Genomic DNA, 24519 nt, shown 5'->3' with positions numbered 1-24519 from the left:
GAGTGAAGGCAGTAATTTGGCGGGGTTGAGCTAACCATGAGCACATTGATCATTATCGTGGCTGTGATGCTCGCGTGTTCGGTCCTTGCAGGTGCCGGCTTTTGGTACGCGATGCGGCATCGTCCGCCTATGGCGAAACCGCTGCCATTCATTAAACCCCCTCATCGAAAACTCACGTCGGAAGAGCGCGCTGCCGCCGAGCGTTACGTCAATACGCTCACTCGTAATCAGCAAACCCTGTTGCCTACCGGTAGCAGCACTACGCCCGAACGCCTGACGCTGAATGCCCAAAGCAACAATGTCTATCCGGTCACGCGATCAATCACACGTTATGGATTAACCACCGATGAACCGCAGAAATGGCGCTACTATCTCGATGCCGTTGAAGTGCATCTGCCGCCGCTGTGGGAACAATATATCGCCGATGAAAACTACGTTGAGCTGATCAAAACCGACACTATTCCGTTGGTGATTTCGCTGAATGGCCATTCGCTGGTGAATTATCTGTTTGAGCAGCCTGCGTTGACGCCGCTGGTGCGGCCGCTGGCAACCAATGCCTCGATTCGTAAAGAAGAGAGCGATAACATTGAGTTGCTGAGCGTGCGCAAGGAGAGCTACGAAGAGTATATGCTCACCCGCCCTGACGGCACGCGCGAAGCGGTGATCATCTGCGTTGCGCTGCTGCTGCTGTTTCTCGGGTTAACCGCACCGGTCAGCGTGATGGCGGCACTGATTACCGCCGCCGTAGTCATGATTCTGGTTAGCCTGTGGTTCTTATACCGTCGGCCAGCGGAAAAAGATTTCCGTGAAATTCACTGCTTTCGCGGCACGCCAAAGCGTTGGGGCCTGTTCAGTGAATCCAATCAGGGCCAGATGAGCAATATTTCACTTGGCACTTTTGATCTGATCTACCCTGCCCACTGGCAAAACTATGTGACTCACGATCTTGGACAAAACACCGAGGTTGAGCTCTATCTGAATCGCCACGTGGTGCGTCAGGGACGCTATCTCTCTCTGCGGGACGAAGTGCGTAACTTTCCGATTCAGCGCTGGCGCAAGAACGCCGTGCTGGCGTTTGGCTCGCTGGTGGTGCTGACGCTACTGCTCACCTGGATACCGCTTAGCATGCCGGTTAAGCTAAGCGTGGCCTGGCTTAAGGGCACCGAAAGTATCAAGGTGACGCAGGTAGCTGACCTGGAAAAACAGCCGCTGCACATTGGTGACAGCCTGCACGTTAACGGCAACGGTATGTGCTCCGTGCCCGCCAACTATCAGGGTAATCGCACCTACGCCTATATGCCGTTCGACTGTTCCGCCATGTACTGGAATACCGCCACGCCATTGCCGCTGCCGCAGTCTGACATTATCGATAAAGCGGCCGCCTTGATGAACAGCGTGAATCAGCAGCTGCACCCGGAAACCAGCACCGATCCCAAACTCAACCCGCAACTCGCCTCTGCAATACAGAAATCGGGCATGATTTTGCTGGATGATTTCTCCGAGGTGGTGATGAAAACGCAGGATTTGTGCAGCCAACAGCAGGACTGCCTGCGGCTCAAAAATGCGTTGGTTAACCTCGGTAATGCGAAAGACTGGGATACGCTGGTGCGCCGCGCGAACTCCGGCTCGCTCAATGGCATGAATGTGCTGTTACGCCCGGTCAGCGCCGAAGCACTGGAGAACCTGGTCAATACGGCGACATCGACCTTTTTCTATCGTGAAACGCACCGCGCGGCAGAAGCGCTGAACAGCCCACCGCCGGGTGGCTTTCTGATCATCAGCGATGAAGGTCGTCAGTTGGTGAATCAGCCGCAGCCGTCGGTTTCTCTGTTTGATTACAATGCGCCAGAACAGTGGGATGAGCTGCAGCGGCTGGCAGGCATGCTGTTGAATACGCCGTTCCAGGCTGCCGGTATCATCACTAACCTTTCCGTTGATGCTAACGGCACGCGGCATATCGCGCTGCACAATGAACCTGATGCGGTAACGCTGAGCCGCTACATCGGCACAACGCTGCTGTTGTCATTGCTGGTGCTCAGCACCATCATCAACGGCTTGTTAACCCTGCGCCGCATGCACCGTAATCGCAAACGGCTGCTGGACATTCAGCACTATTATGACACCTGCTTTAACCCGACAATGACGCCCGCCCCACCGGTTCACAGCCTGTTCTGAGGCGTTAGCGGTTGTGCTACCCTGTCGCTCCACTTTTCACGTCAGGCTTACCCGCATGTCCTTTTCTCCCGACTGGTCACAGATTGATACCGTACTGCTTGATATGGATGGCACGCTGCTGGATCTGGCGTTCGACAGCCATTTCTGGCTGCGGCTGGTGCCGGAAACGCTGAGCCAGCAGCGCGGAATTTCGCTGCAGGATGCCGCCGCGCTGATCAAGGCAAAGTATCTCGCCGTGCAACATACGCTAAACTGGTACTGTCTGGATTACTGGAGCGAGCAGCTCGATTTGGATATTCGTGCTATGACCCGACAACAGCGCGAGCAGGTTCGCCTGCGTGAAGACACGCTGCCTTTTTTGCAGGCGCTGCGCGCTGCGGGCAAGCGCACCATCCTGTTGACCAATGCGCATCCCTATAATCTGGACGTCAAACTGCAGCAAACTGGTCTTGCCGATCACCTTGATTTATTACTTTCCACCCACACATTTGGGTATCCGAAAGAAGATCAGCGTCTCTGGCAGGCGGTTGAGCTGCATACCGGCCTGAACCGGGCGCGCACGCTGTTTATCGACGACGGCGAGCCGATCCTGGATGCCGCGCGCCAGTGGGGAATCGGCTGGTGCCTTGGCGTCAGCAACCCTGATTCTGGCTTACCGGATAAAGAATTTCTGCGCCATCCTGCGATCGGAGACTACCGCACGCTCTGTGCGGGACTGGTGCCAGTCACACAGGAGTAGCGATGAAAGAGAAAACCCCTGAAGGTGTTCGGCTCGACAAATGGCTGTGGGCCGCGCGCTTCTATAAAACCCGAGCCGTGGCGCGTGAAATGATTGAAGGCGGCAAGGTGCATTACAACGGCCAGCGCAGCAAACCGAGTAAAATCGTTGAGCTAAATGCCGAGTTAACGCTACGTCAGGGAAATGACGAGCGGACAATTGTCGTCAACAGCATCAGCGATCAGCGTCGTCCGGCCACGGAGGCACAGCAGCTTTATACCGAAACCGCGGCCAGCATTGAAAAGCGTGAGAAGAACGCGATAGCACGCAAGATGAACAGCCTGAGCATGCCGCATCCCGATCGCCGTCCCGATAAGAAAGAACGACGCGATCTCATGAAATTTAAATTATCGGGTGACGAATAGTTCGTCATCCCATCGAGAGAAATGCTATGTCCGTACAAGATCAAATGCATCGTTACCTGTTCGAAAACCACGCCGTACGCGGTGAACTGGTTAACGTGTCGAATACCTGGCGCGAAATCATCAGCGGCCATGACTATCCGCAGCCGGTTCAGCAACTGCTGGGCGAACTGCTGGTCGCCACCAGCCTGCTGACCGCCACGCTGAAGTTTGATGGCGATATCACCGTGCAGCTTCAGGGCGATGGTCCGCTGTCGCTGGCGGTGATCAACGGCAATAATCATCAGGAAATGCGTGGCGTTGCGCGTATGCAGGGTGAGATCGCGCCGGGCAGCACGTTGAAAGAGATGGCGGGCAACGGCTATCTGGTGATCACGATTGCACCGTCGCAGGGTGAACGTTATCAGGGCGTGGTTGGCCTTGAGGGCGAGACACTGGCGGAATGTCTGGAAGATTACTTTATGCGTTCTGAGCAGCTGCCGACGCGCCTGTTTATTCGCAGCGGTGAGCACGAAGGCCAGTTGGGCGCGGGCGGCATTCTGTTGCAGGTATTACCGGCACAGGATACGCAAAGCGATGACTTTAACCATCTGGCGACGCTGACCGAAACCATTAAAACCGAAGAGCTGATTGGTCTGCCGGCTAATGAAGTGCTGTGGCGCCTGTACAACCAGGAAGAGGTCACGGTTTATGAGCCGCAGGCCGTGAACTACAAATGCAGCTGTTCACGCGAGCGCTGTGGTGAAGTGCTGCAAAGCCTGCCGCAGTCGGAAGTTGATGAAATCATCGAAGAGGATGGCAACATCGATATGCACTGCGATTACTGCGGTAGCCACTACGTATTCGACGCCGTCGACATCGCGGCTATCCGCAATCAGTCAGTGACCAACAGCGATCAGCTGCACTGATTTCTGGCGGGCGGCAGCCGTCGCCCGCCTGCTCTACGGCAAGCTTAGACGTGCTGTTTTTTTCATCTTAACCCCCCCTTCCTCACGCCACCGCCTCTCGGATTTCACTGAATTTGCAGCGTAGTCAGTTTTGCCTCGCATTTCTGGAGCTCCAGCCTTTTCCTGGTCGTCAACAGGTGTACACTGCGCGCGATCGCCTTTCTGCATCATGCTGGTGCACAACGGCATCCCCTGGCAATGTGTCATTTGCCTGAATTGAATAGCAGTACAAAACCGACAAAGGAGCAGTAACATGCGCGTTAATGGCCTGACTTCGCCTGATCTTCTTGCCCTCGGCATCACTGATACGGCAGAGATTGTTCATAATCCTGATTATGACACCCTCTTCCAGGAAGAAACCCGCCCCGGCCTGCAAGGTTACGAGCGTGGCATCCTGACGCAGTCCGGCGCTATCGCCGTCGATACCGGTATCTTCACCGGGCGCTCACCCAAAGATAAATACATCGTCCGTGACGACACCACGCGCGATACCCTGTGGTGGAACGATCAGGGCAAGGGTAAAAACGATAACCAACCGCTCTCGCAAGAGACATGGCAGGCGCTGAAGCAGCAGGTGACGCGTCAGCTTTCCGGTAAAAAGCTGTTCGTGATTGATGCCTGGTGCGGCGCCAACCCCGATACACGGCTCAGCGTACGCTTCATTACTGAGGTCGCCTGGCAGGCGCACTTCGTAAAAAATATGTTTATCCGTCCTGATGATGCCAGCCTGGCCAGCTTCGAACCCGACTTTGTGGTGATGAACGGCGCCAAATGCACCAATCCTGACTGGCAGGCGCAGGGGCTGCATTCCGAGAACTTTATCGCCTTTAATCTCACTGAACGCATGCAACTGATTGGCGGCACCTGGTACGGCGGCGAGATGAAAAAAGGGCTGTTCGCCATCATGAACTATCTGTTGCCGCTGAAGGGCATTGCGTCTATGCACTGCTCGGCTAACGTTGGCAAACAGGGCGATGTGGCACTGTTCTTCGGCCTCTCGGGCACCGGCAAAACCACGCTGTCGACCGATCCGGAGCGCCAGCTGATTGGCGATGATGAACATGGCTGGGATGATGATGGCGTCTTCAACTTTGAAGGCGGCTGTTACGCCAAGACGATTCGTTTGTCAGAGCAGGCTGAGCCTGAGATTTATCACGCGATTCGCCGCGATGCGCTGTTGGAAAACGTTGTGGTACGCGACGATGGCAGCATCGATTTTGACGATGACAGCAAGACCGAGAACACCCGCGTCTCTTACCCGCTGTATCACATCGACAATATCGTGCAGCCGGTTTCCAAAGCGGGTCACGCCAGCAAGGTCATTTTCCTGACCGCTGACGCCTTTGGCGTGCTGCCGCCGGTTTCACGACTGGATGCTGAGCAGACGCAATACCATTTTCTTTCCGGCTTCACCGCCAAGCTGGCGGGCACTGAACGCGGCATCACCGAACCCACGCCCACCTTTTCTGCCTGCTTCGGCGCGGCGTTTTTGATGCTGCATCCAACGCAATATGCGGAAGTGCTGGTGAAGAGAATGCAGGCTGCGGGCACCGAAGCTTATTTAGTAAATACCGGCTGGAACGGCAGCGGCAAACGTATCTCCATTAAGGATACGCGCGCCATCATCAATGCCATTCTGGCGGGTGAATTAAGCGATGCCGAGACGCAAACGTTACCGATTTTCAACCTGCAGATTCCGCTGGCACTGAGCGGCGTCGACAGCGAGATTCTCGATCCGCGTAATAGCTGGTCAGGTGAAGGAGCATGGGAACAGAAAGCGCGCGATCTGGCCCAGCGTTTTATCACTAACTTTGATAAATATACCGATACGCCAGCCGGTGCGGCGTTGGTAAAAGCGGGACCACAGCTGTAAATATCATGTCGGCTCTGGCAACAGAGCCGACTGATTAACCGTGACTGGAGGGCAACTCGCTGGCGACCACATCGGCAGGAATTGGCAGCCAGGCACGAATACGCAGGCCGCCCTTTTCACTGACGCCAATATCAAGTGCGCCACGATGCGCATCAATAATACGTTGCACAATTGCCAGCCCCAAACCGGTTCCGCTGGTACTGCGTGCGCTGTCGCCGCGGACAAAGGGTTGGAACAGATGCTGCAACTGGTCGGGATGAATACCCGGGCCATCATCCTCTACCTGAAACCACGCCCGCTGTAACTCAAAACCGCTACTGACTTTGATCCAGCCATTGCCGTAACGCGCCGCGTTAACCACCAGATTGGCAACGGCGCGTTTTATGGAGAGAGGATCGATATCAAGCTGCAACTCTTCCGCCATAACATCGCTTTCAATCTGCCGTTCATAACCGCTTTCCGCCGCGACAACTTCACCCAGCACCGCATTGAGATCGGCGCGTTCGGTCTGCATCTCCTGCCCCGTGCGCAGATAATCGATGAACTGCTCAATGATGGCGTTGCACTCTTCGATATCTTTGTTGATCGACTCGGCCAGATAGCCATCTTCCTGTGACATCATTTCCGTGGCGAGGCGGATGCGCGTCAGCGGCGTACGTAGGTCGTGGCTTACCCCGGCCATCAGCAGCGTGCGGTCATCAGCCAGCTGCTTCACACCTGCAGCCATCTGATTAAAGGCGCGTGTGACTGAACGCACTTCCGAAGCACCATATTCCCGTAGCGGCGGGGGAATAATGCCTTTGCCCACCTGTAATGCGGCATGTTCCAGATCGACCAACGGCCGATTCTGCATACGAATAAACAGCCAGGCGCCGCCAATCGCCAACAGCATAATCGCCAGCGTATAGCGGAACAGCGGCGAAAAATCGCCCTGATGAATTTCGGTGAGCGGTACGCGCACCCAGATATCCGGCGAGAGCCAGGTTTTCAGCCAGACCACCGGGGAGTTTTTATTGACCTCCACACGGACATCGGTTGGGCCACCAAGCTGCTGCGCCATCTGCTCGCTGAGAAACTCATAATGCTGCGCCCAGCGCAGCCCGCTCTCTTCCGCCGCCGCGTTGGTGTACAGCGAAATGCCCAGCTCACGATAGATCTCGCGACGAAACGCCGGTGGCACTTCCAGCTGCGTGCCATCTTCCAGCTGCAGCTTATCGGTCATCAACATACGGACTTCGTAGGCCAATACCTTATTAAACTGCTGCAGGCTGGGCAAAATGGCAAAGTTCAGCACCACGAGATAGGTCGTTACCAGGCTGACAAACAGCAAGGTAACGATCAGCAACAGCGTTCGGGCAAATGAACTGCGGGGAGAGAAGCGGAGTCGCCTCATGCTTTACTGCCGTCCGGAACGAAAACGTAACCCAAGCCCCAAACGGTCTGGATATAACGTGGATGGGCCGGATCTTCTTCAACCATGCGACGCAGGCGAGAGATCTGCACGTCAATTGAGCGTTCCATCGCGCTGTACTCACGGCCACGCGCCAGATTCATCAGCTTGTCGCGCGACAACGGCTCGCGTGGGTGGCTAACCAGTGCTTTCAGCACCGCAAACTCACCGCTGGTTAATGGCATCGGCTCATCTTCGCGAAACATTTCGCGCGTGCCGAGGTTCAGCTTGAACTTGCCAAACGCAATGATCGCCTCTTCCTGCGAAGGCGCACCGGGCAGTTCATTGGCCTGGCGGCGCAGAACGGCACGGATACGGGCCAGCAGCTCACGCGGGTTAAACGGCTTGGGAATGTAATCATCGGCGCCAATTTCCAGCCCGACGATACGATCGACCTCTTCGCCTTTCGCCGTCACCATAATAATTGGCATCGGGTTGCTCTGACTGCGCAGGCGGCGGCAGATCGATAAGCCATCTTCGCCTGGCAGCATCAGGTCCAGCACCATCAGGTGGAAGGATTCACGGGTCAACAGACGATCCATCTGTTCAGCATTGGCCACGCTACGTACCTGAAAACCCTGCTCGGTCAGGTAGCGTTCCAGCAGTGCGCGTAAACGCATGTCATCATCGACCACCAGAATTTTGTAATTCTCTTGCATGTAGATACTCCCAAAGGCGCTATTGCCTGAACGGACATTGTTAAAAAACCGACCCAATAGTGACAGCCAAATATGGTTTATATTCTAGCCGAAATTGTTACAAAGCATATTAAACAGCAGCTTATATAACGTTTACGGTTGTTTTCAGGCGGTTGGGCGCAAAACCAGGCCTGCTCCAACAATTCTGAAATATTCGCGGTCTCTGCAGTAAACGCTGGCTTAACGCACGCGCCTTGATCGGGATCCTTTATTTTTCATCGCATTACCCTTTTAAGACCAGGAATAAGCGCAGAAGGTTGAACCAGGTTGAAAAGTCGCGCCTGCAAAAGCGGGGCACAAAGAAAAATAGGCAGCATAAAATCTGGTAAACACCCCCCCTTTAAGCGGAGTCGTTTCGGAATAATTTCAGCTCACTGGCTTACGGTCCAGGCGGTTGATGAGCAATATTTTTCTGGCCGGTTTTAGCATGGCTTCCGTGCAATTGTTGCCCCACACTTTGACTCGTTCAACTTACAACAACAGGGGCAAGACGATGAAAAAAATTATTATAATCGCCGCAACATTAGCGGTATTTGCTGTAGGCCAGGCTAGCGCCGCCACTGTTGGCGAAGCGGCGGGTGCGCAGGCTTCCACCACGGCAAAAGGTAACTCAGACGCTATCGGCGTTGGCGCCGTTGCCGCACTGTTAGGCGTTGCGCTGGCTACCGCTGGCGGCGGCGGTGACAGCAACGGTTCCAGCACCTCGACCACCACGGCGACACACGCTAAATAACAATCTGCACTATTATTCTGCTATCGGCTACCTGTTGCGAAAAAGAGTGATTTTTCGCCGCTTTGCCGGCGGGGAACAGCATCTTGCGGGTTCACAAAACTGAACCCCTTCCCCGTTTCTTTTCTCCCGCATTGTCAGCGCCCGCAAACTCCGTAAAATTGTCGCTCTGTTCTGTCACAGGCGAGCTGGAATGAAAACCCGATTAATTACCCGCGAAGGCTTTAACAAGCTCAAGGCGGAACTCGACTATCTCTGGCGCGAAGAGCGACCTGAAGTCACCAAAAAAGTGACCTGGGCGGCCAGCCTCGGCGATCGCAGCGAAAATGCCGATTATCAATACAACAAAAAGCGTCTGCGCGAAATTGACCGCCGCGTACGTTACCTCTCTAAAAGCATCGAAGAGTTGCGCATCGTCGATTACTCGCCCCAGCAGGATGGCCGCGTATTTTTTGGCGCCTGGGTCGAGATAGAAAATGACGAGGGCGACATCAAACGTTTTCGCATCGTCGGCTATGACGAAATTTTTGGCCGTAAAGATTACATCTCTATCGATTCGCCGATGGCGCGCGCGCTGCTGAAAAAAGAGTCTGGCGACAGCGTTATCGTGCATACCCCGGCTGGTGAAGCACTGTGGTATATCAACCTTATCGCCTATGGTGAAGCGGGATTTAGTGATTCCTGAAGCTGCGTTCAGAATATCCCCTAAAGCCATGAGCACGGCTGGCAATTTAGCGGTTCAATCCGTATAACTGTCCGCTGTTTTTAACCCTGTTTCTGCAAGATAGTTGACCCGATGATGATGAAAGATTCGCTGAACCGCCTGATTGCAGGCGAACTTCACGCGCGGCCTGAGCAAGTTGATGCCGCCATTCGCCTGCTGGACGAAGGCAATACCGTGCCGTTTATTGCACGTTATCGTAAGGAAGTAACCGGCGGGCTGGATGATACCCAGTTGCGCCAGCTGGAAACCCGGCTGAGCTACCTGCGCGAGCTGGAAGAGCGCCGCCAGTCGATCCTGAAATCTATCGCAGAACAGGGCAAGCTGACCGATGCGCTCAGCGACGCTATCGCCAGCACGCTAAGCAAAACCGAGCTGGAAGATCTCTATCTGCCCTATAAGCAGAAACGCCGCACGCGCGGACAGATCGCTATTGAAGCGGGGCTGGAACCCCTGGCGGATACGCTATGGCAGGATCCAACCCAGGTACCTGAGCTGCTGGCCGCTGACTACATCAACGCCGACAACGGCGTGGCGGATACCAAAGCCGCGCTGGATGGCGCCCGCTACATCCTGATGGAGCGTTTTGCCGAAGATGCAGCGCTGCTGGCGAAAGTCCGTGATTACCTGTGGAAAAATGCCCACCTGGTTTCCCGCGTAGTTGAGGGCAAAGAGGAGAGCGGCGCGAAATTCCGCGATTATTTTGATCATCACGAAGCGCTGGCTGGCGTGCCGTCTCACCGCGCGCTGGCGATGTTCCGCGGCCGCAACGAAGGCGTGCTGCAGCTCTCGCTGAATGCCGATCCGCAACACGACGAACCGCCGCGTGAAAGCTACGGCGAAACGCTGATTACCGAGCACCTGCAGCTGCGTCTTAACAACGCTCCGGCTGACGCCTGGCGCAAAGCGGTGGTGAGCTGGACATGGCGCATTAAGGTGCTGATGCATCTGGAAACCGAGCTGATGGGTACGGTGCGTGAACGGGCAGAAGATGAAGCTATTAACGTCTTTGCACGCAATCTGCACGATCTACTGATGGCGGCGCCTGCCGGCATGCGCGCAACCATGGGGCTCGATCCTGGCCTGCGCACCGGCGTAAAAGTTGCGGTGGTGGATGCCACCGGCAAACTGGTGGCTACCGACACCATTTATCCGCATACCGGCCAGACCACAAAAGCAGCAGCTGCGGTGGCGGCACTGTGCACTAAACATCAAGTGGAACTGGTCGCGATTGGCAACGGTACGGCTTCACGCGAGACCGAGCGCTTCTTTATTGATGTGCAGAAGCAGTTTCCGGCCGTCACCGCCGAAAAAGTGATCGTCAGCGAAGCGGGCGCTTCTGTCTATTCAGCATCAGAACTGGCCGCGCTGGAGTTCCCCGATCTGGATGTTTCACTGCGCGGCGCGGTGTCAATCGCCCGTCGTCTGCAGGATCCGCTGGCTGAACTGGTAAAAATCGATCCGAAGTCGATCGGTGTGGGCCAGTATCAGCACGACGTCAGCCAGGGACAGCTGGCGAAAAAACTGGATGCGGTGGTGGAGGATTGCGTTAACGCCGTGGGTGTCGATCTCAACACCGCGTCAGTGGCGCTGTTGACCCGCGTGGCGGGCCTGACGCGCATGATGGCGCAGAACATTGTTAGCTGGCGCGATGAAAATGGCCGCTTCCAGAACCGTCAGCAGCTGTTGAAAGTCAGCCGTCTTGGGCCGAAAGCGTTTGAACAGTGCGCTGGCTTCCTGCGCATCAATCACGGCGATAATCCGCTGGATGCTTCAACCGTTCACCCGGAAGCCTATCCGCTGGTGCAACGCATCCTCGCCGCCACCGAGCAGGCGCTGGATGCACTGATGGGCAACCCGGGCAGCCTGCGTAATCTCAGAGCGGTAGACTTCACCGACGACCGTTTCGGCGTACCAACCGTCACCGATATCCTGAAAGAGCTGGAAAAACCGGGTCGCGATCCGCGTCCTGAATTTAAAACGGCAAAATTTACCGACGGCGTAGAGACCATGAACGATCTGACGCCGGGCATGGTGCTGGAAGGTGCGGTAACCAACGTCACTAACTTTGGCGCCTTTGTCGATATCGGCGTACATCAGGATGGCCTGGTGCATATCTCTTCGCTGTCGGATAAGTTTATCGACGATCCACACAAAGTGGTGAAAGCAGGTGATATCGTCACGGTGAAAGTGATGGAGATCGATCTGCAGCGTAAGCGAATTGCCCTCACCATGCGCCTTGATGAGCAGCCAGGTGAAGGCAACGTGCGCCCGACAGCGGCGAAAAGCAGTGCGCGTGATACCGCGCCGCGTGGCGCCAATAACAAAGCTAAATCACGGGGCAACAACGGTGCGGCTGCCGGTAACAGCGCGATGGGCGATGCGCTGGCTGCAGCCTTCGGTAAAAAAAGCTAATCCTCTTACGGGCCGCTCAGCTGGCGGCCCGCTCTCGTTTTCCCCCTGCCTGAGTTGCGCATTCCCGCCAGAAGACTAAGCTGAAAAACAGCGTCCTTAAAAACTCTCGCTGCGGTGGCTCGCCTTAAATATGGAAACAATCAACGCGTTAATCGATCGTATTTACGCCAACACTTTTCCGCTGGCGGCACGTGAACGCCTGCTTTCTCATATTCGAGCCGCACGCGATGCGGTCAAGATGCCGCGCAAACCGCACTGGGATGAAAAGGACGTGGTGCTGATCACCTATGCCGATCAGTTTCGCGAAAGCGAAGCCCCGACGCTGGCTACCTTTTCCCGCTTCTATCAGCAGCATCTCGCCGCCACCTTTAACCTTGTGCACCTGCTGCCGTTTTTTCCCTATTCTTCAGACGACGGGTTTTCGGTGATTGATTACCATCAGGTCAATCCTGTCTGCGGCAGCTGGCGCGAGGTGGCTGAATTGCGCAGCCATACGCGTCTGATGTTTGATTTTGTCTGTAATCATATGTCGGCGCACAGCCAGTGGTTTCGCCATTACCTTGCTGCCGATCCAGGCTGGAACGACTTCTTTATCAGCATGCCGCCCGCCACCGATCTCAGCGAGGTTACGCGTCCTCGCACATCGCCGCTGTTAACACCGTTTACGCTGGCCAATGGCGAAACACGCTTTGTCTGGACCACCTTCAGCGCCGATCAGATCGATCTTAACTTCGGTCATCCTGAAGTGCTGATTCGCATGGTGGGCGTGCTGCTCGACTACCTGAAGCGCGGCGCGGATTATGTGCGGCTGGATGCGGTGGGCTATATGTGGAAAACGCCGGGCACCCGCTGTATTCACCTCGAAAAAACCCATTTGCTGGTGAAGCTGTTTCGGGCGATCGCCGATGTGGTGGCGCCTGGCACGGTGATCATCACCGAAACCAACGTGCCGCATAAAGACAACATCAGCTATTTCGGCAACGGGCATGATGAAGCACAGATGGTTTACCAGTTTTCGCTACCGCCGCTGGTGCTACACGCGATTCACTCCGGCTCGGCGCGCGCGCTGCGTCAGTGGGCGGCCTCTCTCGATATTGGCAACAACAGCACCACCTTCTTCAACTTCCTCGCTTCGCATGACGGCATCGGCCTGAATCCAGCGCGCGGCATTCTGCCGGAAGTGGAAATTGTGTCACTGGTGCGCGATCTGGCGCTGGAAGGCGCGCTGGTCTCTTACAAAAATAATCCCGATGGCACCACCAGCCCGTATGAAATCAACGTCACCTTTATGGATGCGCTCAATCGTCAGGACGACGATGATGACACGCGGCTGCGGCGTTTCATGTTGGCGCACGCCATACTGCTCGTCTTTCCTGGCGTGCCAGCGGTCTACATCCAGAGCATTCTGGGATCGCGTAACGATACCGAAGGCGTAAAAGCGGCAGGTCATAACCGGGCGATCAATCGCGAAAAATACAGCCTGGGGCAAATAGAAGCAGAACTGGCGGTGAAGCAGAGCCTGCGCCAGCGGGTTTATCACAGCCTGAGCGCGTTGATTCAGTTGCGCACCCGCCAGCCCGCTTTTCATCCCGATAATCCGATGGAGCTGCTCGACAGCAACAACGCCATCTTGATGATGCGCCGCCATGCGCCCGGCCAGCGCGGCCTGCTGTGCGTGTTTAACCTCAGCAGCAAGCCAGCGGCGCTGGTGCTGCCGGAAGCGCATCGCTATCGCGACATTATTAGCGGTGAAAAATGGGATGGCTCGGCACCGCTGGAGCTGGCGCCGTGGCAATATCTCTGGCTACAGCATTAGCGCAGGCGGTCAGCAAAGGCGATGACCTGCTCACAGAATGCCTCAGGATGAGAGATAAACGGCGCATGCGCTGCTTTTTCCATGATCGCTGACTCGCTGTTTGGCCACTCTGCATCCAGCAAGGGTGCAATCGCGCGTGGCACCAGACCGTCCAGATAACCGTAAATGCGCAGCAACGGCTGCGGCAGCGTTTGCATCGCCTCGCGCAGATCGGCAGTGCGCAAAATTTTCAGTCCTCCCTCCAGCACGTCGACCGGCGGCATCGGCAGCCGCAGCACCACGTTTTTCAGGGTGCGGGCATCTTCGCGGGCGGTGTCGGTGCCCAGCGTTTGCAACGCCAGAAAACGTTCCACCGTGCGTTTAAAATCTTCGCTAAGCTGCTGCTGAAACTGCGTCAGGGTATCTGGTTTTATGCCCGGCCACGCTTCCGTCGCGCTGAAACAGGGCGAAGAGGCAACGGTGATCAAGCCAGTCACGCGCTGAGGCGCACGCAGCGCCAGCTGGCTGGCAACAAGGCCGCCAAGCGACCAGCCCAGGACCAGCGTCTGCGACGGCATAAACGGCAGTAGGCACTCTGCCATCTCCTCCAGCGTCATTGCCGGAAAGTTCTCACTGCGGCCGTATCCTGGCAGGTCCACCAGGTGCAGGCGGAAATGCGCGCCAAGTCGCTCGCGAATGCAAGACCACACTTCGGCGTTCAATCCCCATCCGTGCAGCAGCACAAGATCGCGATCTCCACTGCCGGTTGTTTGCCAGTAAAGCTGGGTCATCGGTTATTGTCCTGAGAGTCAAAAAGGAGAGCGCTATGCTATCAATGCCGGGATGCTGTTGGCTATGCCACTTACCGCTTCATCTTGCGGTTCAGGGTATGTGCAGCCATTGTCTGCGCCGATTACCCCCGTTGCCGCCCTGCTGTCCGCAATGCGGCTTACCCGCATTTAGCCATCAGCCGTGCGGTCGCTGCCTGCAAAAACCGCCGCCGTGGCATGCGCTGGTAGCCGTGACCGCCTATCAGCCACCGTTGAGCCAGCTGGTTTCCCAATTGAAGTTTTCTGGGGTGACCGCACTCTCTGTGATGTTGGCGCGACTCATTTTGCTAAGCTGGTTACAGGCACGGCGCGATCGCCAGCTGCAACGCCCCGATATGATTTTGACGGTACCGCTGCATCACCATCGCGCCTGGCGACGCGGTTTTAACCAGGTTGCGCTGCTGGCGAAGCCGCTGGCTCGCTGGACAGGCAGTCGCTATGTGCCGCAGGCAATATGCCGTCAACGTGCAGGCGCCGTGCAGCATCAGCTCACCGCCCGCGCCCGCCGGAAAAACCTGCGCGGCGCCTTCCGGCTTGAAATTGATGTGCGTGGCCGTCATATCGCTTTACTGGACGATGTGGTAACTACCGGCAGTACCGCGGCAGAAATTAGCCGTCTGTTGCTGGCCGCAGGCGCTGCCAGCATTCAAATATGGTGCCTGTGCCGTACCTTGTAGAGGGTCGGCGTTGGGCGTATAATAACCAAGTAATTTAGTCAACTATTGAGCAATTGCCATGATCCGTATTACCGATGCTGCCCAAGAGCACTTTGCTAAACTGCTATCAAGTCAGGAAGATGGCACTCAAATCCGTGTTTTCGTGATCAATCCAGGTACGCCAACCGCTGAGTGCGGCGTCTCCTATTGCCCACCTGACGCGGTCGAAGCCACGGACACCGAACTGAAGTTTGAGAAGCTTTCCGCCTTTGTGGACGAACTCAGTGCGCCTTATCTCGAAGAGGCGGAAATTGACTTCGTTACCGATAATCTGGGTTCACAGCTGACGCTGAAAGCGCCTAACGCCAAAATGCGTAAGGTCTCTGACGATGCGCCGCTGATGGATCGCGTGGAATATCAGCTGCAGGCGACCATTAACCCGCAGCTGGCAGGTCACGGCGGCAAGGTTTCCCTGATGGAGATCACCGACGAAGGCTATGCGATTCTGCAGTTTGGCGGCGGCTGTAACGGCTGTTCTATGGTCGATGTCACCCTGAAGGAAGGCATCGAGAAAGAACTGCTGGCTGCCTTCCCGGAACTGAAAGGCGTGCGTGATATCACTGAGCACCAGCCAGGCGAACATTCGTACTACTGAGTTCGCTGCACCACGGCCATAAAAAAAGGGACGATAATTATCGTCCCTTTTTGTTGCGTAATGCTTACTGAGCGCGACGCTGCTGAATGGTTTCCAGCAGGCGATCCAGCTCAGGACGAGCAAACATCTCTTCCAGCGTGGCACTGAGTTTACGCCGCCAGTTAGGATATTCATCCACTGTGCCGGGCACGTTAACCGGCTCGCTCATTTCCAGCCAGTCTTCCGGCTGCAGGCCCAACAGCGCACTGTGGGTATCGGCGAGGAAATTGTGCATCGCCTGATTCAGCGTTGGCGACATTTCACAGCTTTCTGCATCGACCGGGAAATCGTTCGGTAAACAGCCATGCTCATGCAGTGCATTAAGCAGCGCCTGTTTCTGTTCGGCGCGCTGTTCATACAGCCCTGCCAACACCTCTTTGTCAGGATAGACACCCAGCTTTTCGCCGAGGCTCAAATCTTCTGCTCCCCAATAACCCGCCAGCGTAGGCAGATCGTGCGTGGTGGCGCTGGCCATCGCCTGGCGCGGCCACTTCGCCGGCAGACGGTAGGTGGTGGCATTTTCCTGCTCGAAGTAGAGCACCTTCCAGGAGTAGACGCCGCTGTCGCGCAGCTTGTCGACAATCTCCTCTGGAACCGTACCGAGATCTTCACCCAGCACCATGCACTGACTGCGCTGACTCTCCAGCGCCAGAATCGCCAGCAGATCGTCGACCGGATAATAGATGTAGGCGCCGTGATCGGCGGTCATGCCATAAGGGATCCACCACAGGCGCAGCATCGACATCACGTGGTCGATACGCAGCGCACCGCAGCTCGACATGTTGGCACGCAGCAGTTCAATAAACGGCTGATAGCCACGCTCGCGCATAACGTGCGGATCCATTGGCGGCAGGCCCCAGTTCTGCCCCTGCGGACCAAGAATATCTGGCGGCGCGCCCACTGAGGCTTTCAGGCGATAAAGCTCGGCATCGTGCCAGGTTTCAGCCCCGCCCTGCGCTACGCCGACCGCCAGATCGCGGTAAAGCCCCACCGGCATGCCATCCTGCTGGCTCTGCTGCCAGCACTGGTCAAACTGGCTGTCTGCCAGCCATTGCAGCCACAGATAGAACTGCACGTCATCATCATGCTGCTGACAGAATTCAGCCACTGCCGGACGTGAAGCGCGACGGTATTCGTCTGGCCAGGCTGGCCAGCCCCAGCGGGAACCATCCTGACGCAGCATCTCCTGATGCATCGCATCATAGGCCGCCTGCCAGTAAAGGCTGTCGCCGCCTTCGGCAACAAAAGTCTGGAAACCGGCATCCTGCTCATCGCGCTGTTTGAACTGTTGCCAGGCAAAACGCAGCGCCGTGAGTTTCAGCTCGGTGACGGTGCGATAGTCGACCCACTTGCTGTCGCGCGCTTTAGCCAACAGGTTTTGCGTCTGCTCTTCCTGCCACCAGCGCTGTGCGGCTTCGCTTTGCTGAAAATCAGGCACCGCCGCAACGTCGATATAGATGACGTTGAGCCAGCGACGTGAAGAAGGACTGTACGGACTGGCGCTCTCCGGGCTGGCCGGATAGAGCGAATGGATCGGGTTCAGGCCGATAAAGGCACCGCCGCGGCGGGCCACTTCTTTGAGCATGCGGGCCAGATCGCCAAAATCGCCGATGCCCCAGTTATGCTCCGAGCGCAACGTGTAAAGCTGGGCGCAGGCGCCCCACAGTTTGCCGCCGGAGGTCAACGCCTCAGGCTCAAAACAGCGCGCTGGCGCGATAATAATGCGGCATTGCCAGCTGTTATCATGCTGAGTAAGCGTCAACTCATGATAGCCCTGAACAAGGTCTGGCAACGCAATGCGTTGACCGCCCTGCACATGGCCGCTGTGCGATTCACCCGCTTCGGTCATCAGCTGCCAGCTAAAATCGCCTTCGCCTTCCACCGCCAGCACTTTTTCTGCGTCGCCGACAATCACGCTTACCGGCGCAATCGGTCGCGCAGAGCGATCCACCGGATCTTCCATCGCTTCCAGCAGCAGCGCTATGGTTTCCGGGCTGATCGCCTCGCGCTCCCCTTTCGCGTTGATATAGTCCGCGGCGATACCGGCCGCGCTGGCAGCCTTTTCAAGTTGTTCTCGATCCATAGACAATCCTTAGCGTTTCACTTGCCAGATACGTTGTTGGTAGTCGCGGATCGCACGGTCAGAACTGAACATTCCGGTTCGAGCTGTATTGAGAATAGCGGCGCGAGTCCAGGCTTCGCGGTCGCGCCATAACGCCTCAACCCGTTTCTGCGCGGCGATGTAATCAGCAAAATCAGCCAGTACCAGCCAGGGATCGCCATTTTTCGTCAGGCTTTCAAGCATCAAATCAAACGCATGCTCATCGCCATCGCTGAACAAGCCGTGTTCCAGCTCTTTCAACAGGCCATCAAGGTGCTTATCTTTCTTACGCACCTTCGCCGGGTTGTAACCATCGGCTTTTAACGCTTTAACCTGATCGACACTGTTACCGAAAATGAAGATATTCTCTTCGCCCACCTGCTCAGCTATCTCAACGTTGGCACCATCCAGCGTGCCGATGGTTAATGCACCATTCAGAGCCAGCTTCATATTGCCCGTGCCCGACGCCTCATAGCCTGCCGTGGAGATCTGCTCGGAAAGATCGGCGGCCGGAATCATCAGTTCGGCTGCCGTAATACGGTAATCCGGGATAAACACCACTTTCAGGCGGTCACCCACCAGCGGATCGTTGTTAATGACATCCGCCACTTTATTAATAGCGTAAATAATATTTTTCGCCAGATAGTATCCCGGCGCTGCCTTCGCGCCGAACAGAAAGACGCGTGGCACAATGTCAGCGTGCGGGTTGTCTCGCAGCTCACGGTAACAGTGTAGAATATGCATCAATCCGAGGTGCTGACGTTTGTACTCATGCAGGCGTTTTATCTGCACGTCGAACATCGCATGCGGGTTGACCTTGATGCCGGTCACGCGATCGATGTACGCCACCAGCCGCACTTTATTATCCTGCTTGATTTGACGATAGCGTTCACGGAAGGCGGCATCTTCAGCAAAAGGCTCCAGCCCACGCAGCGCATCAAGATGGGTAACCCACTCCACGTTCAACGTTTGATCGATCAGCGTGGCGAGCGCCGGGTTACACTGCTTCAGCCAGCGACGCGGCGTAATGCCGTTGGTGATATTGTGGAATTTGTAGGGCCACAGCTGGTGATATTCCGGGAACAGATCTTTCACTACCAAATCGGAGTGCAGCGCCGCCACGCCGTTAACCGCGAATCCGCTGACCACGCACAGATTAGCCATACGCAGCTGCTTATCGTGCAGTATCGCCAGCTTCGCCAGCTTCGCCAGCTTTTCGGTGTCGCCGGGCCAGGCGTGTGCCACCTGCTTGCGCAGACGTTTATCGATCTCTTTCACGATCAGGTAATGACGCGGCAGCAGGTTCTCCACCAGTGCTTCATCCCAGCGCTCCAGCGCTTCCGGCATCAGCGTATGGTTGGTGTAGGCAAATAGCTGGCTGGTGATGCGCCAGGCTTCGTCCCAGCAGAGCTGATGCTCGTCCAGCAGCACGCGCAGCATTTCCGGGATAGCGATGGTGGGATGGGTATCGTTGAGCTGAATCACTTCGTAATCGGGCAGATCGGCAATCGCGCGTCCAGCCAGATGATGACGACGCAAAATATCGGCCACCGAACAGGCGCACTGGAAATATTGCTGCATCAGGCGCAGGCGTTTGCCTTCTTCGTGATTGTCGTTGGGATAAAGTACCTTGGTGAGTTTTGCCGCATCGATGCCCTGCTGCTCCGCCTGCAGGAATTCGCCCTCGTTAAACAGCGATAGATCAAATGGCTGAGCGTGCGTCGCCTGCCAGAGACGCAGCGGCTGCGTGACGCCGTTGCCATAGCCAACAACCGGCAGATCCCAGGCTTCGCCGCGCAGCATAAACGCCGGTTCCCAGCGCATGCGCCCATCTTCCTCTTTGCAGACCGTGCCGCCTAAGCCGACAGTAACGTTCAGCGCGCTGTTATGGCGAAACCACGGATAGGATTCGCGATGCCAGTCATCCGGCGACTCTTTCTGCTCGCCGTCGTCAAAGCGCTGACGAAACAGACCATATTGATAGTTGAGACCATAGCCGATAGCAGACTGCCCTACCGTGGCCATCGAATCGAGATAGCAGGCGGCTAAACGCCCTAACCCGCCGTTGCCCAGCGCCGGATCGACCTCTTCCTCCAGCAAATGGCTCAAATCGACGTCATATTGCGCCAGTACCGTTTTTACTTCATCAAACCAGCCGAGATTTAACAGGTTGTTGCCGGTCAGACGACCAATCAGGAATTCCATGGAAAGATAGTTGACATGCCGTTGGTCAGTGGCCATCGGCGCGGCTGGCTGGGCGGCCAGCAGCTCAGCCAGCGCACCGCTGACCGCCTGCCACCATTGCTGCGGCGTCATCTCTTGTGCAGAGGAGAGACCCCACAACTGCCACTGCCGTGTCAATGCAGCGTCAAAGCGTGCAGGATTAAATGTTTGCTGTGACATACAGATCCCCTTCGGTGAATAGGACTCAGGAAAAGTCATTGCGCACATGCTGACGCCCGTCCGTTAACTGAACATCCTCCCGGCTTGCAAACGCCTGGGGTGGAGAGACAGGGCGTAGCGCATCTCGCGAGTCGTCCGGTTGTCGATAGCCAGGCTGAGAAACAACAAGCGCAGCGGCTGATACCCTCTTTGTACCGTAAAAAAACCGGCGGGGTGTAAGCGATGTCATAAGGAATTGTGATGAGGTGCAACTAACTGGTAACTGAGGTAAGCGAATACTTGCTTTCAAAACACTTCGCAACGAAAGTGCTTAATTACACGCCTTAAAATAATTCCTTTTGTTTCCTGGTGTTTCACGCGATGAAGTGTAATCCATGCTGATACCATCAAAACTAAGCCGCCCTCTGCGCCTGCAACACACCATTATCCGCGAGCGATTGATCGCCAGACTGGCGGGCACGCCCAATTATCGTCTTGCACTGGTGGCCAGTCCGGCAGGCTACGGAAAAACCACGCTGGTCGCCCAGTGGGCCAGTGGAAAAAACGATCTTGGCTGGTTCTCACTCGATGAGAGCGACAACTACCCCGAGCGCTTCGCCAGCTATCTGATGGCTGCGATTCAGCAGGCCACCGGCAATCACTGCGTGCGCAGTGAAGCGATGGCGCAAAAACGGCAGTATGCCAACCTTAGCGCCCTGTTTTCGCAGCTTTTTATCGAGCTGGCGACGCTGGATCGCCCTATTTATCTGGTGATTGATGATTATCATCTGCTGACCAACGAACAGATTCATCAGGCGATGCGCTTCTTTATTCGCCATCAGCCCGAAAACCTGACGCTGATTGTGCTGTCACGTAATTTGCCTTCGCTGGGCATTGCTAACCTGCGCGTGCGTGAACAGTTGCTGGAGATCAACAGCCAGTCGCTGGCCTTCACCCATGATGAAGCGCGCCAGTTTTTCAACTGCCGCCTGCAGCAGCCGATCGACGACGGCGATTCTCAGCGTCTGTGCGATGAAGTCGCGGGCTGGGCCACGGCACTGCAACTGATTGCTCTTTCTGAACGGCAATCCAACACGCCGACGCATCAGTCAGCGCAACGACTGTCCGGCATTAATGCCAGCCACCTTTCTGATTATCTGGTTGATGAAGTGCTGGACTGCGTCGACAGCAGTACGCGCGACTTTCTGCTGCGCAGCTCGGTGCTGCGCTCCATGAATGAAAGCCTGATTCATCGTCTTACCGGCGAAGAGAATGCCCAGCTGCGGCTGGAAGAGACTGAACGGCAGGGCTTATTCCTGCAGCGTATGGATGACAGCGGCGAATGGTTCAAATTCCATCCGCTGTTCGCCTCTTTCCTGCGTCAGCGCTGCCAGTGGGAATTAGGCGGCGAATTGCAACACATTCACCGCGCCGCGGCCGAAGGCTGGATGGCGCTGGGGTTTGCCAATGAGGCAATGCACCACGCGCTGGCCGCCGACGATAAGCCACTGCTGCGCGATATCCTGCTGAATCACGCCTGGTCGCTGTTTAATCACAGTGAGTTGGCGCTGCTGGAAGAGGGATTAAATGCCCTGAGCTGGGAACAGCGCGTGGAGACGCCGCGGCTGATTTTGCTACAGGCGTGGCTGGCACAGAGCCAGCATCGCTACAGCGAAGTGAATATGTTGCTGGCGCGGGCGGAAGAAGGCATGGCGCAACAACATCTGGCGGTCGACAGCGTACTGAGCGCCGAGTTTGACGCGATTCGCGCACAGGTTGCTATCAATGCCGGACAGCCAAACGAAGCCGAACTGCTGGCGACCAAAGCGCTGGCGGTGCTGCCGCTTTCCAGCTTCTACAGCCGCATTGTTGCCACGTCCGTTAAAGGCGAAGTGCTGCACTGTCACGGTCGGCTGGATGAGGCGATGCAGATGATGATGCAGACCGATCAGATGGCGCGTCAGCACGATATCTGCCATTACGCGCTGTGGGCGCTGCTGCAACAGAGCGAAATTCTGCTGGCACAGGGCTATTTGCAAAGCGCTTTTGATACGCAGGAAAAAGCCTTTCAGCTGGTTCATGATGAAGGGTTAACCCAACTGCCGATGCATGAATTTTTGCTGCGCATCCGTGCGCAGCTGCTGTGGTCATGGGCGCAACTGGATCAGGCAGAAGCCGCCGCGCGTCAGGGTTTGTTAGTGCTGGAAAACTTCCATCCGCAACAGCAGCTGCAGTGTCTGGCGATGCTTGCCAAATGCGCGCTGGCACGTGGCGATCTGGATAATGCCCGCCGCCACCTGATCCGTTGCGAAAATCTGCTGAGCAACGGCCAGTATCACAGCGACTGGGTGACCAATGCCGATAAACCGCGGCTGATCTACTGGCAAATGACCGACGACAAATCCGCGGCAGCGAGCTGGCTACAACAGACGCGGAAACCGGCGCAGGCCGATAATCATTTTATGCAGGGACAGTGGCGCAACATTGCTCGCGCGCAGATTCTGCTCGGCGATTATGCCGCGGCGGAAGCGGTGCTCGATCGGTTAAATGAGAGCGCACGGCGTCTGCGACTGGTCAGCGATCTCAATCGTAACCTGTTGCTGCTTAACCTGCTTTACTGGCAAACCGATCGCAAAACGGCGGCACAGCAGGCGCTGATTGAGGCGCTGTCGCTGGCAAACCGCACCGGTTTTGTCAGTCATTTTGTGATTGAAGGCGAAGCGATGGCGCAGCAGCTGCGACAGTTGCTGCAATTGAATGCGCTGCCGGAACTGGAGCAGCATCGCGCGAACCGCATCCTGCGTGACATTAATCAGCATCACCGGCATAAATTTGCGCATTTCGACGAAGGCTTTGTGCATCGCCTGCTGACCCATCCACAGGTGCCGGAGCTGATTCGTACCAGCCCGCTGACCCAGCGTGAGTGGCAGGTTTTAGGTTTGATCTATTCCGGTTACAGTAACGACCAAATCGCAGGCGAACTGGCGGTGGCGCAAACCACCATCAAAACGCATATCCGCAACCTTTATCAGAAACTCGGTGTGGCGCATCGTCAGGAAGCGGTCCAGCAGGCACAGCAACTGCTGCACCTGATGGGGATGAGCGTCAGCCAGGCTTAACAGAGCTCGAGGTGAACCTCATGCTGTTCGATGACTTTCATCACGCTGGCGGGCGGCGCCTGATCGGTAAACAGATAGTCTACCAGGCTCATGTTGCCGAGATTGACCATGGCGTTGCGGCCAAACTTCGAATGATCAGTAACCAACATCACGCAGCGCGAATTGTCGATAATTGCCCGCTTAGTGCGCACTTCGTGATAGTCGAACTCCAGCAACGAGCCATCCATGTCGATGCCGCTGATGCCTAAAATGCCGTAGTCGAGACGGAACTGGGAGATGAAATCGAGCGTCGCTTCTCCCATGATGCCGCCATCGCGCGTGCGTACTTCACCACCGGCAATGATCAGCCTAAAATCGGGCTTCGACATCAGCAGCATAGCGACGTTGAGGTTATTGGTGACAATGCGCAGATCGTTGTGATTCATCAGCGCATGCGCCACCGCTTCCGGCGTGGTGCCAATATCGATAAACAGCGTCGCGCCATCCGGGATCTGGCTGGCGACTCGCTGCGCAATGCGCGCTTTTTCCGCTGACCACATCATTTTACGATCCTGCCAGGCGGTGTTTTCTGACGTTGAAGGCAGCGCTGCGCCGCCGTGATGACGCTGGATTTTGTTCTGATCCGCCAGATCGTTGAGATCGCGACGGATGGTTTGTGGACTGACATCAAAGTGCTCAACCAGCTCTTCGGTACTGACATATCCCTGCCGACGCACCAGATCGATGATAGCGTCATGACGTTGCGTCTGCTTCACGTAAATCTCCTCAAAACCCGTTGTTCTTATTGTGTTAC

18 protein-coding genes are annotated in these 24519 nt (G+C 56.2%); 12 read left to right on the top strand and 6 right to left on the bottom strand.

All coding sequences use genetic code 11. The annotated features are described in order from the left end of the window. Positions 1–36 precede the first annotated feature (36 nt). From EM595_RS01570 to pckA, 5 genes are all read left to right on the top strand, one after another. Entirely contained in the window at positions 37–2175 is a 2139-nt protein-coding gene (locus tag EM595_RS01570; protein ID WP_067427250.1) for an intracellular growth attenuator family protein, read from the top strand. Between the two features lie 55 nt (positions 2176–2230). Then, positions 2231–2914, top strand: a complete 684-nt coding sequence (gene yrfG / locus EM595_RS01565; RefSeq protein WP_067427248.1) for a GMP/IMP nucleotidase — start codon at positions 2231–2233, stop codon at positions 2912–2914. Between the two features lie 2 nt (positions 2915–2916). Beyond that, on the top strand, positions 2917–3318 hold the full coding sequence (hslR, locus tag EM595_RS01560) for a ribosome-associated heat shock protein Hsp15 (protein WP_067427246.1): 402 nt from the start codon (positions 2917–2919) through the stop codon (positions 3316–3318). Between the two features lie 26 nt (positions 3319–3344). Continuing rightward, positions 3345–4223 (top strand): Hsp33 family molecular chaperone HslO, encoded by an 879-nt coding sequence (gene hslO, locus EM595_RS01555; RefSeq protein WP_067427244.1) that lies wholly within the window; start codon positions 3345–3347, stop codon positions 4221–4223. 292 nt (positions 4224–4515) lie between these two features. Continuing rightward, positions 4516–6135, top strand: coding sequence for a phosphoenolpyruvate carboxykinase (ATP) (gene pckA / locus EM595_RS01545; protein ID WP_067427239.1), 1620 nt, complete (start codon positions 4516–4518; stop codon positions 6133–6135). Positions 6136–6169: 34 nt separating this feature from the next. Here pckA and envZ read toward each other — a convergent pair whose 3' ends face one another. Continuing rightward, entirely contained in the window at positions 6170–7528 is a 1359-nt protein-coding gene (gene envZ, locus EM595_RS01540) for a two-component system sensor histidine kinase EnvZ (RefSeq protein ID WP_067427235.1), read from the bottom strand. After that, a complete protein-coding gene (gene ompR, locus EM595_RS01535) occupies positions 7525–8244 on the bottom strand; it encodes an osmolarity response regulator transcription factor OmpR (RefSeq protein WP_003853014.1) in 720 nt (239 codons plus the stop codon). The genes envZ and ompR overlap by 4 nt, the downstream gene beginning before the upstream one ends. A gap of 532 nt (positions 8245–8776) precedes the next feature. Here ompR and yjbE point away from each other — a divergent pair. The 4 genes from yjbE (at position 8777) to EM595_RS01515 (ending at position 13965) form a co-directional block, all read left to right on the top strand. Continuing rightward, positions 8777–9016: an exopolysaccharide production protein YjbE gene (gene yjbE, locus EM595_RS01530; protein ID WP_067427232.1), complete on the top strand. Its 240-nt coding sequence runs from the start codon at positions 8777–8779 to the stop codon at positions 9014–9016. Positions 9017–9206: 190 nt separating this feature from the next. Then, positions 9207–9698, top strand: coding sequence for a transcription elongation factor GreB (greB, locus tag EM595_RS01525; RefSeq protein ID WP_067427229.1), 492 nt, complete (start codon positions 9207–9209; stop codon positions 9696–9698). A 114-nt stretch (positions 9699–9812) separates the two neighbouring features. Then, the gene (locus EM595_RS01520) at positions 9813–12149 is read left to right on the top strand and encodes a Tex family protein (RefSeq protein ID WP_067435063.1); all 2337 of its coding nucleotides are present in this window, start codon (positions 9813–9815) and stop codon (positions 12147–12149) included. 130 nt (positions 12150–12279) lie between these two features. Beyond that, positions 12280–13965 (top strand): alpha-amylase family glycosyl hydrolase, encoded by a 1686-nt coding sequence (locus EM595_RS01515; RefSeq protein WP_067427226.1) that lies wholly within the window; start codon positions 12280–12282, stop codon positions 13963–13965. On the opposite strand, the gene bioH is transcribed toward EM595_RS01515, so the two are convergent. Beyond that, positions 13962–14735 carry a pimeloyl-ACP methyl ester esterase BioH gene (bioH, locus tag EM595_RS01510; protein ID WP_067427223.1) on the bottom strand — a complete coding sequence of 258 codons (774 nt, stop codon included), beginning with the start codon at positions 14733–14735 and terminating at the stop codon, positions 13962–13964. The two genes, EM595_RS01515 and bioH, sit on opposite strands and share 4 nt — an antisense overlap. 35 nt (positions 14736–14770) lie before the next feature. Here bioH and gntX point away from each other — a divergent pair, with 35 nt between their 5' ends. Next, positions 14771–15451, top strand: a complete 681-nt coding sequence (gene gntX / locus EM595_RS01505; protein WP_067427220.1) for a DNA utilization protein GntX — start codon at positions 14771–14773, stop codon at positions 15449–15451. Positions 15452–15509: 58 nt separating this feature from the next. Beyond that, positions 15510–16085 (top strand): Fe-S biogenesis protein NfuA, encoded by a 576-nt coding sequence (gene nfuA / locus EM595_RS01500; RefSeq protein WP_067427217.1) that lies wholly within the window; start codon positions 15510–15512, stop codon positions 16083–16085. A gap of 64 nt (positions 16086–16149) precedes the next feature. Here the strand turns inward: nfuA and malQ are convergent, their stop codons facing one another. Beyond that, positions 16150–18207, bottom strand: coding sequence for a 4-alpha-glucanotransferase (gene malQ, locus EM595_RS01495; protein WP_067427214.1), 2058 nt, complete (start codon positions 18205–18207; stop codon positions 16150–16152). A gap of 9 nt (positions 18208–18216) precedes the next feature. Continuing rightward, on the bottom strand, positions 18217–20628 hold the full coding sequence (gene malP, locus EM595_RS01490) for a maltodextrin phosphorylase (protein ID WP_067427211.1): 2412 nt from the start codon (positions 20626–20628) through the stop codon (positions 18217–18219). Positions 20629–21002: 374 nt separating this feature from the next. On the opposite strand from malP, the gene malT reads away from it, so the two are divergent. After that, positions 21003–23726 carry an HTH-type transcriptional regulator MalT gene (gene malT, locus EM595_RS01485; RefSeq protein WP_067427208.1) on the top strand — a complete coding sequence of 908 codons (2724 nt, stop codon included), beginning with the start codon at positions 21003–21005 and terminating at the stop codon, positions 23724–23726. Here malT and EM595_RS01480 read toward each other — a convergent pair. Further along, positions 23723–24481 carry a DeoR/GlpR family transcriptional regulator gene (locus EM595_RS01480; protein WP_067427205.1) on the bottom strand — a complete coding sequence of 253 codons (759 nt, stop codon included), beginning with the start codon at positions 24479–24481 and terminating at the stop codon, positions 23723–23725. The two genes, malT and EM595_RS01480, sit on opposite strands and share 4 nt — an antisense overlap. Between the last annotated feature and the right edge of the window lie 38 nt (positions 24482–24519).

Origin of the sequence: Duffyella gerundensis (assembly GCF_001517405.1) — a bacterium.
Taxonomy (GTDB): Bacteria; Pseudomonadota; Gammaproteobacteria; order Enterobacterales; family Enterobacteriaceae; genus Duffyella; species Duffyella gerundensis.
This window is presented reverse-complemented; position numbering and strand designations above follow the sequence as displayed.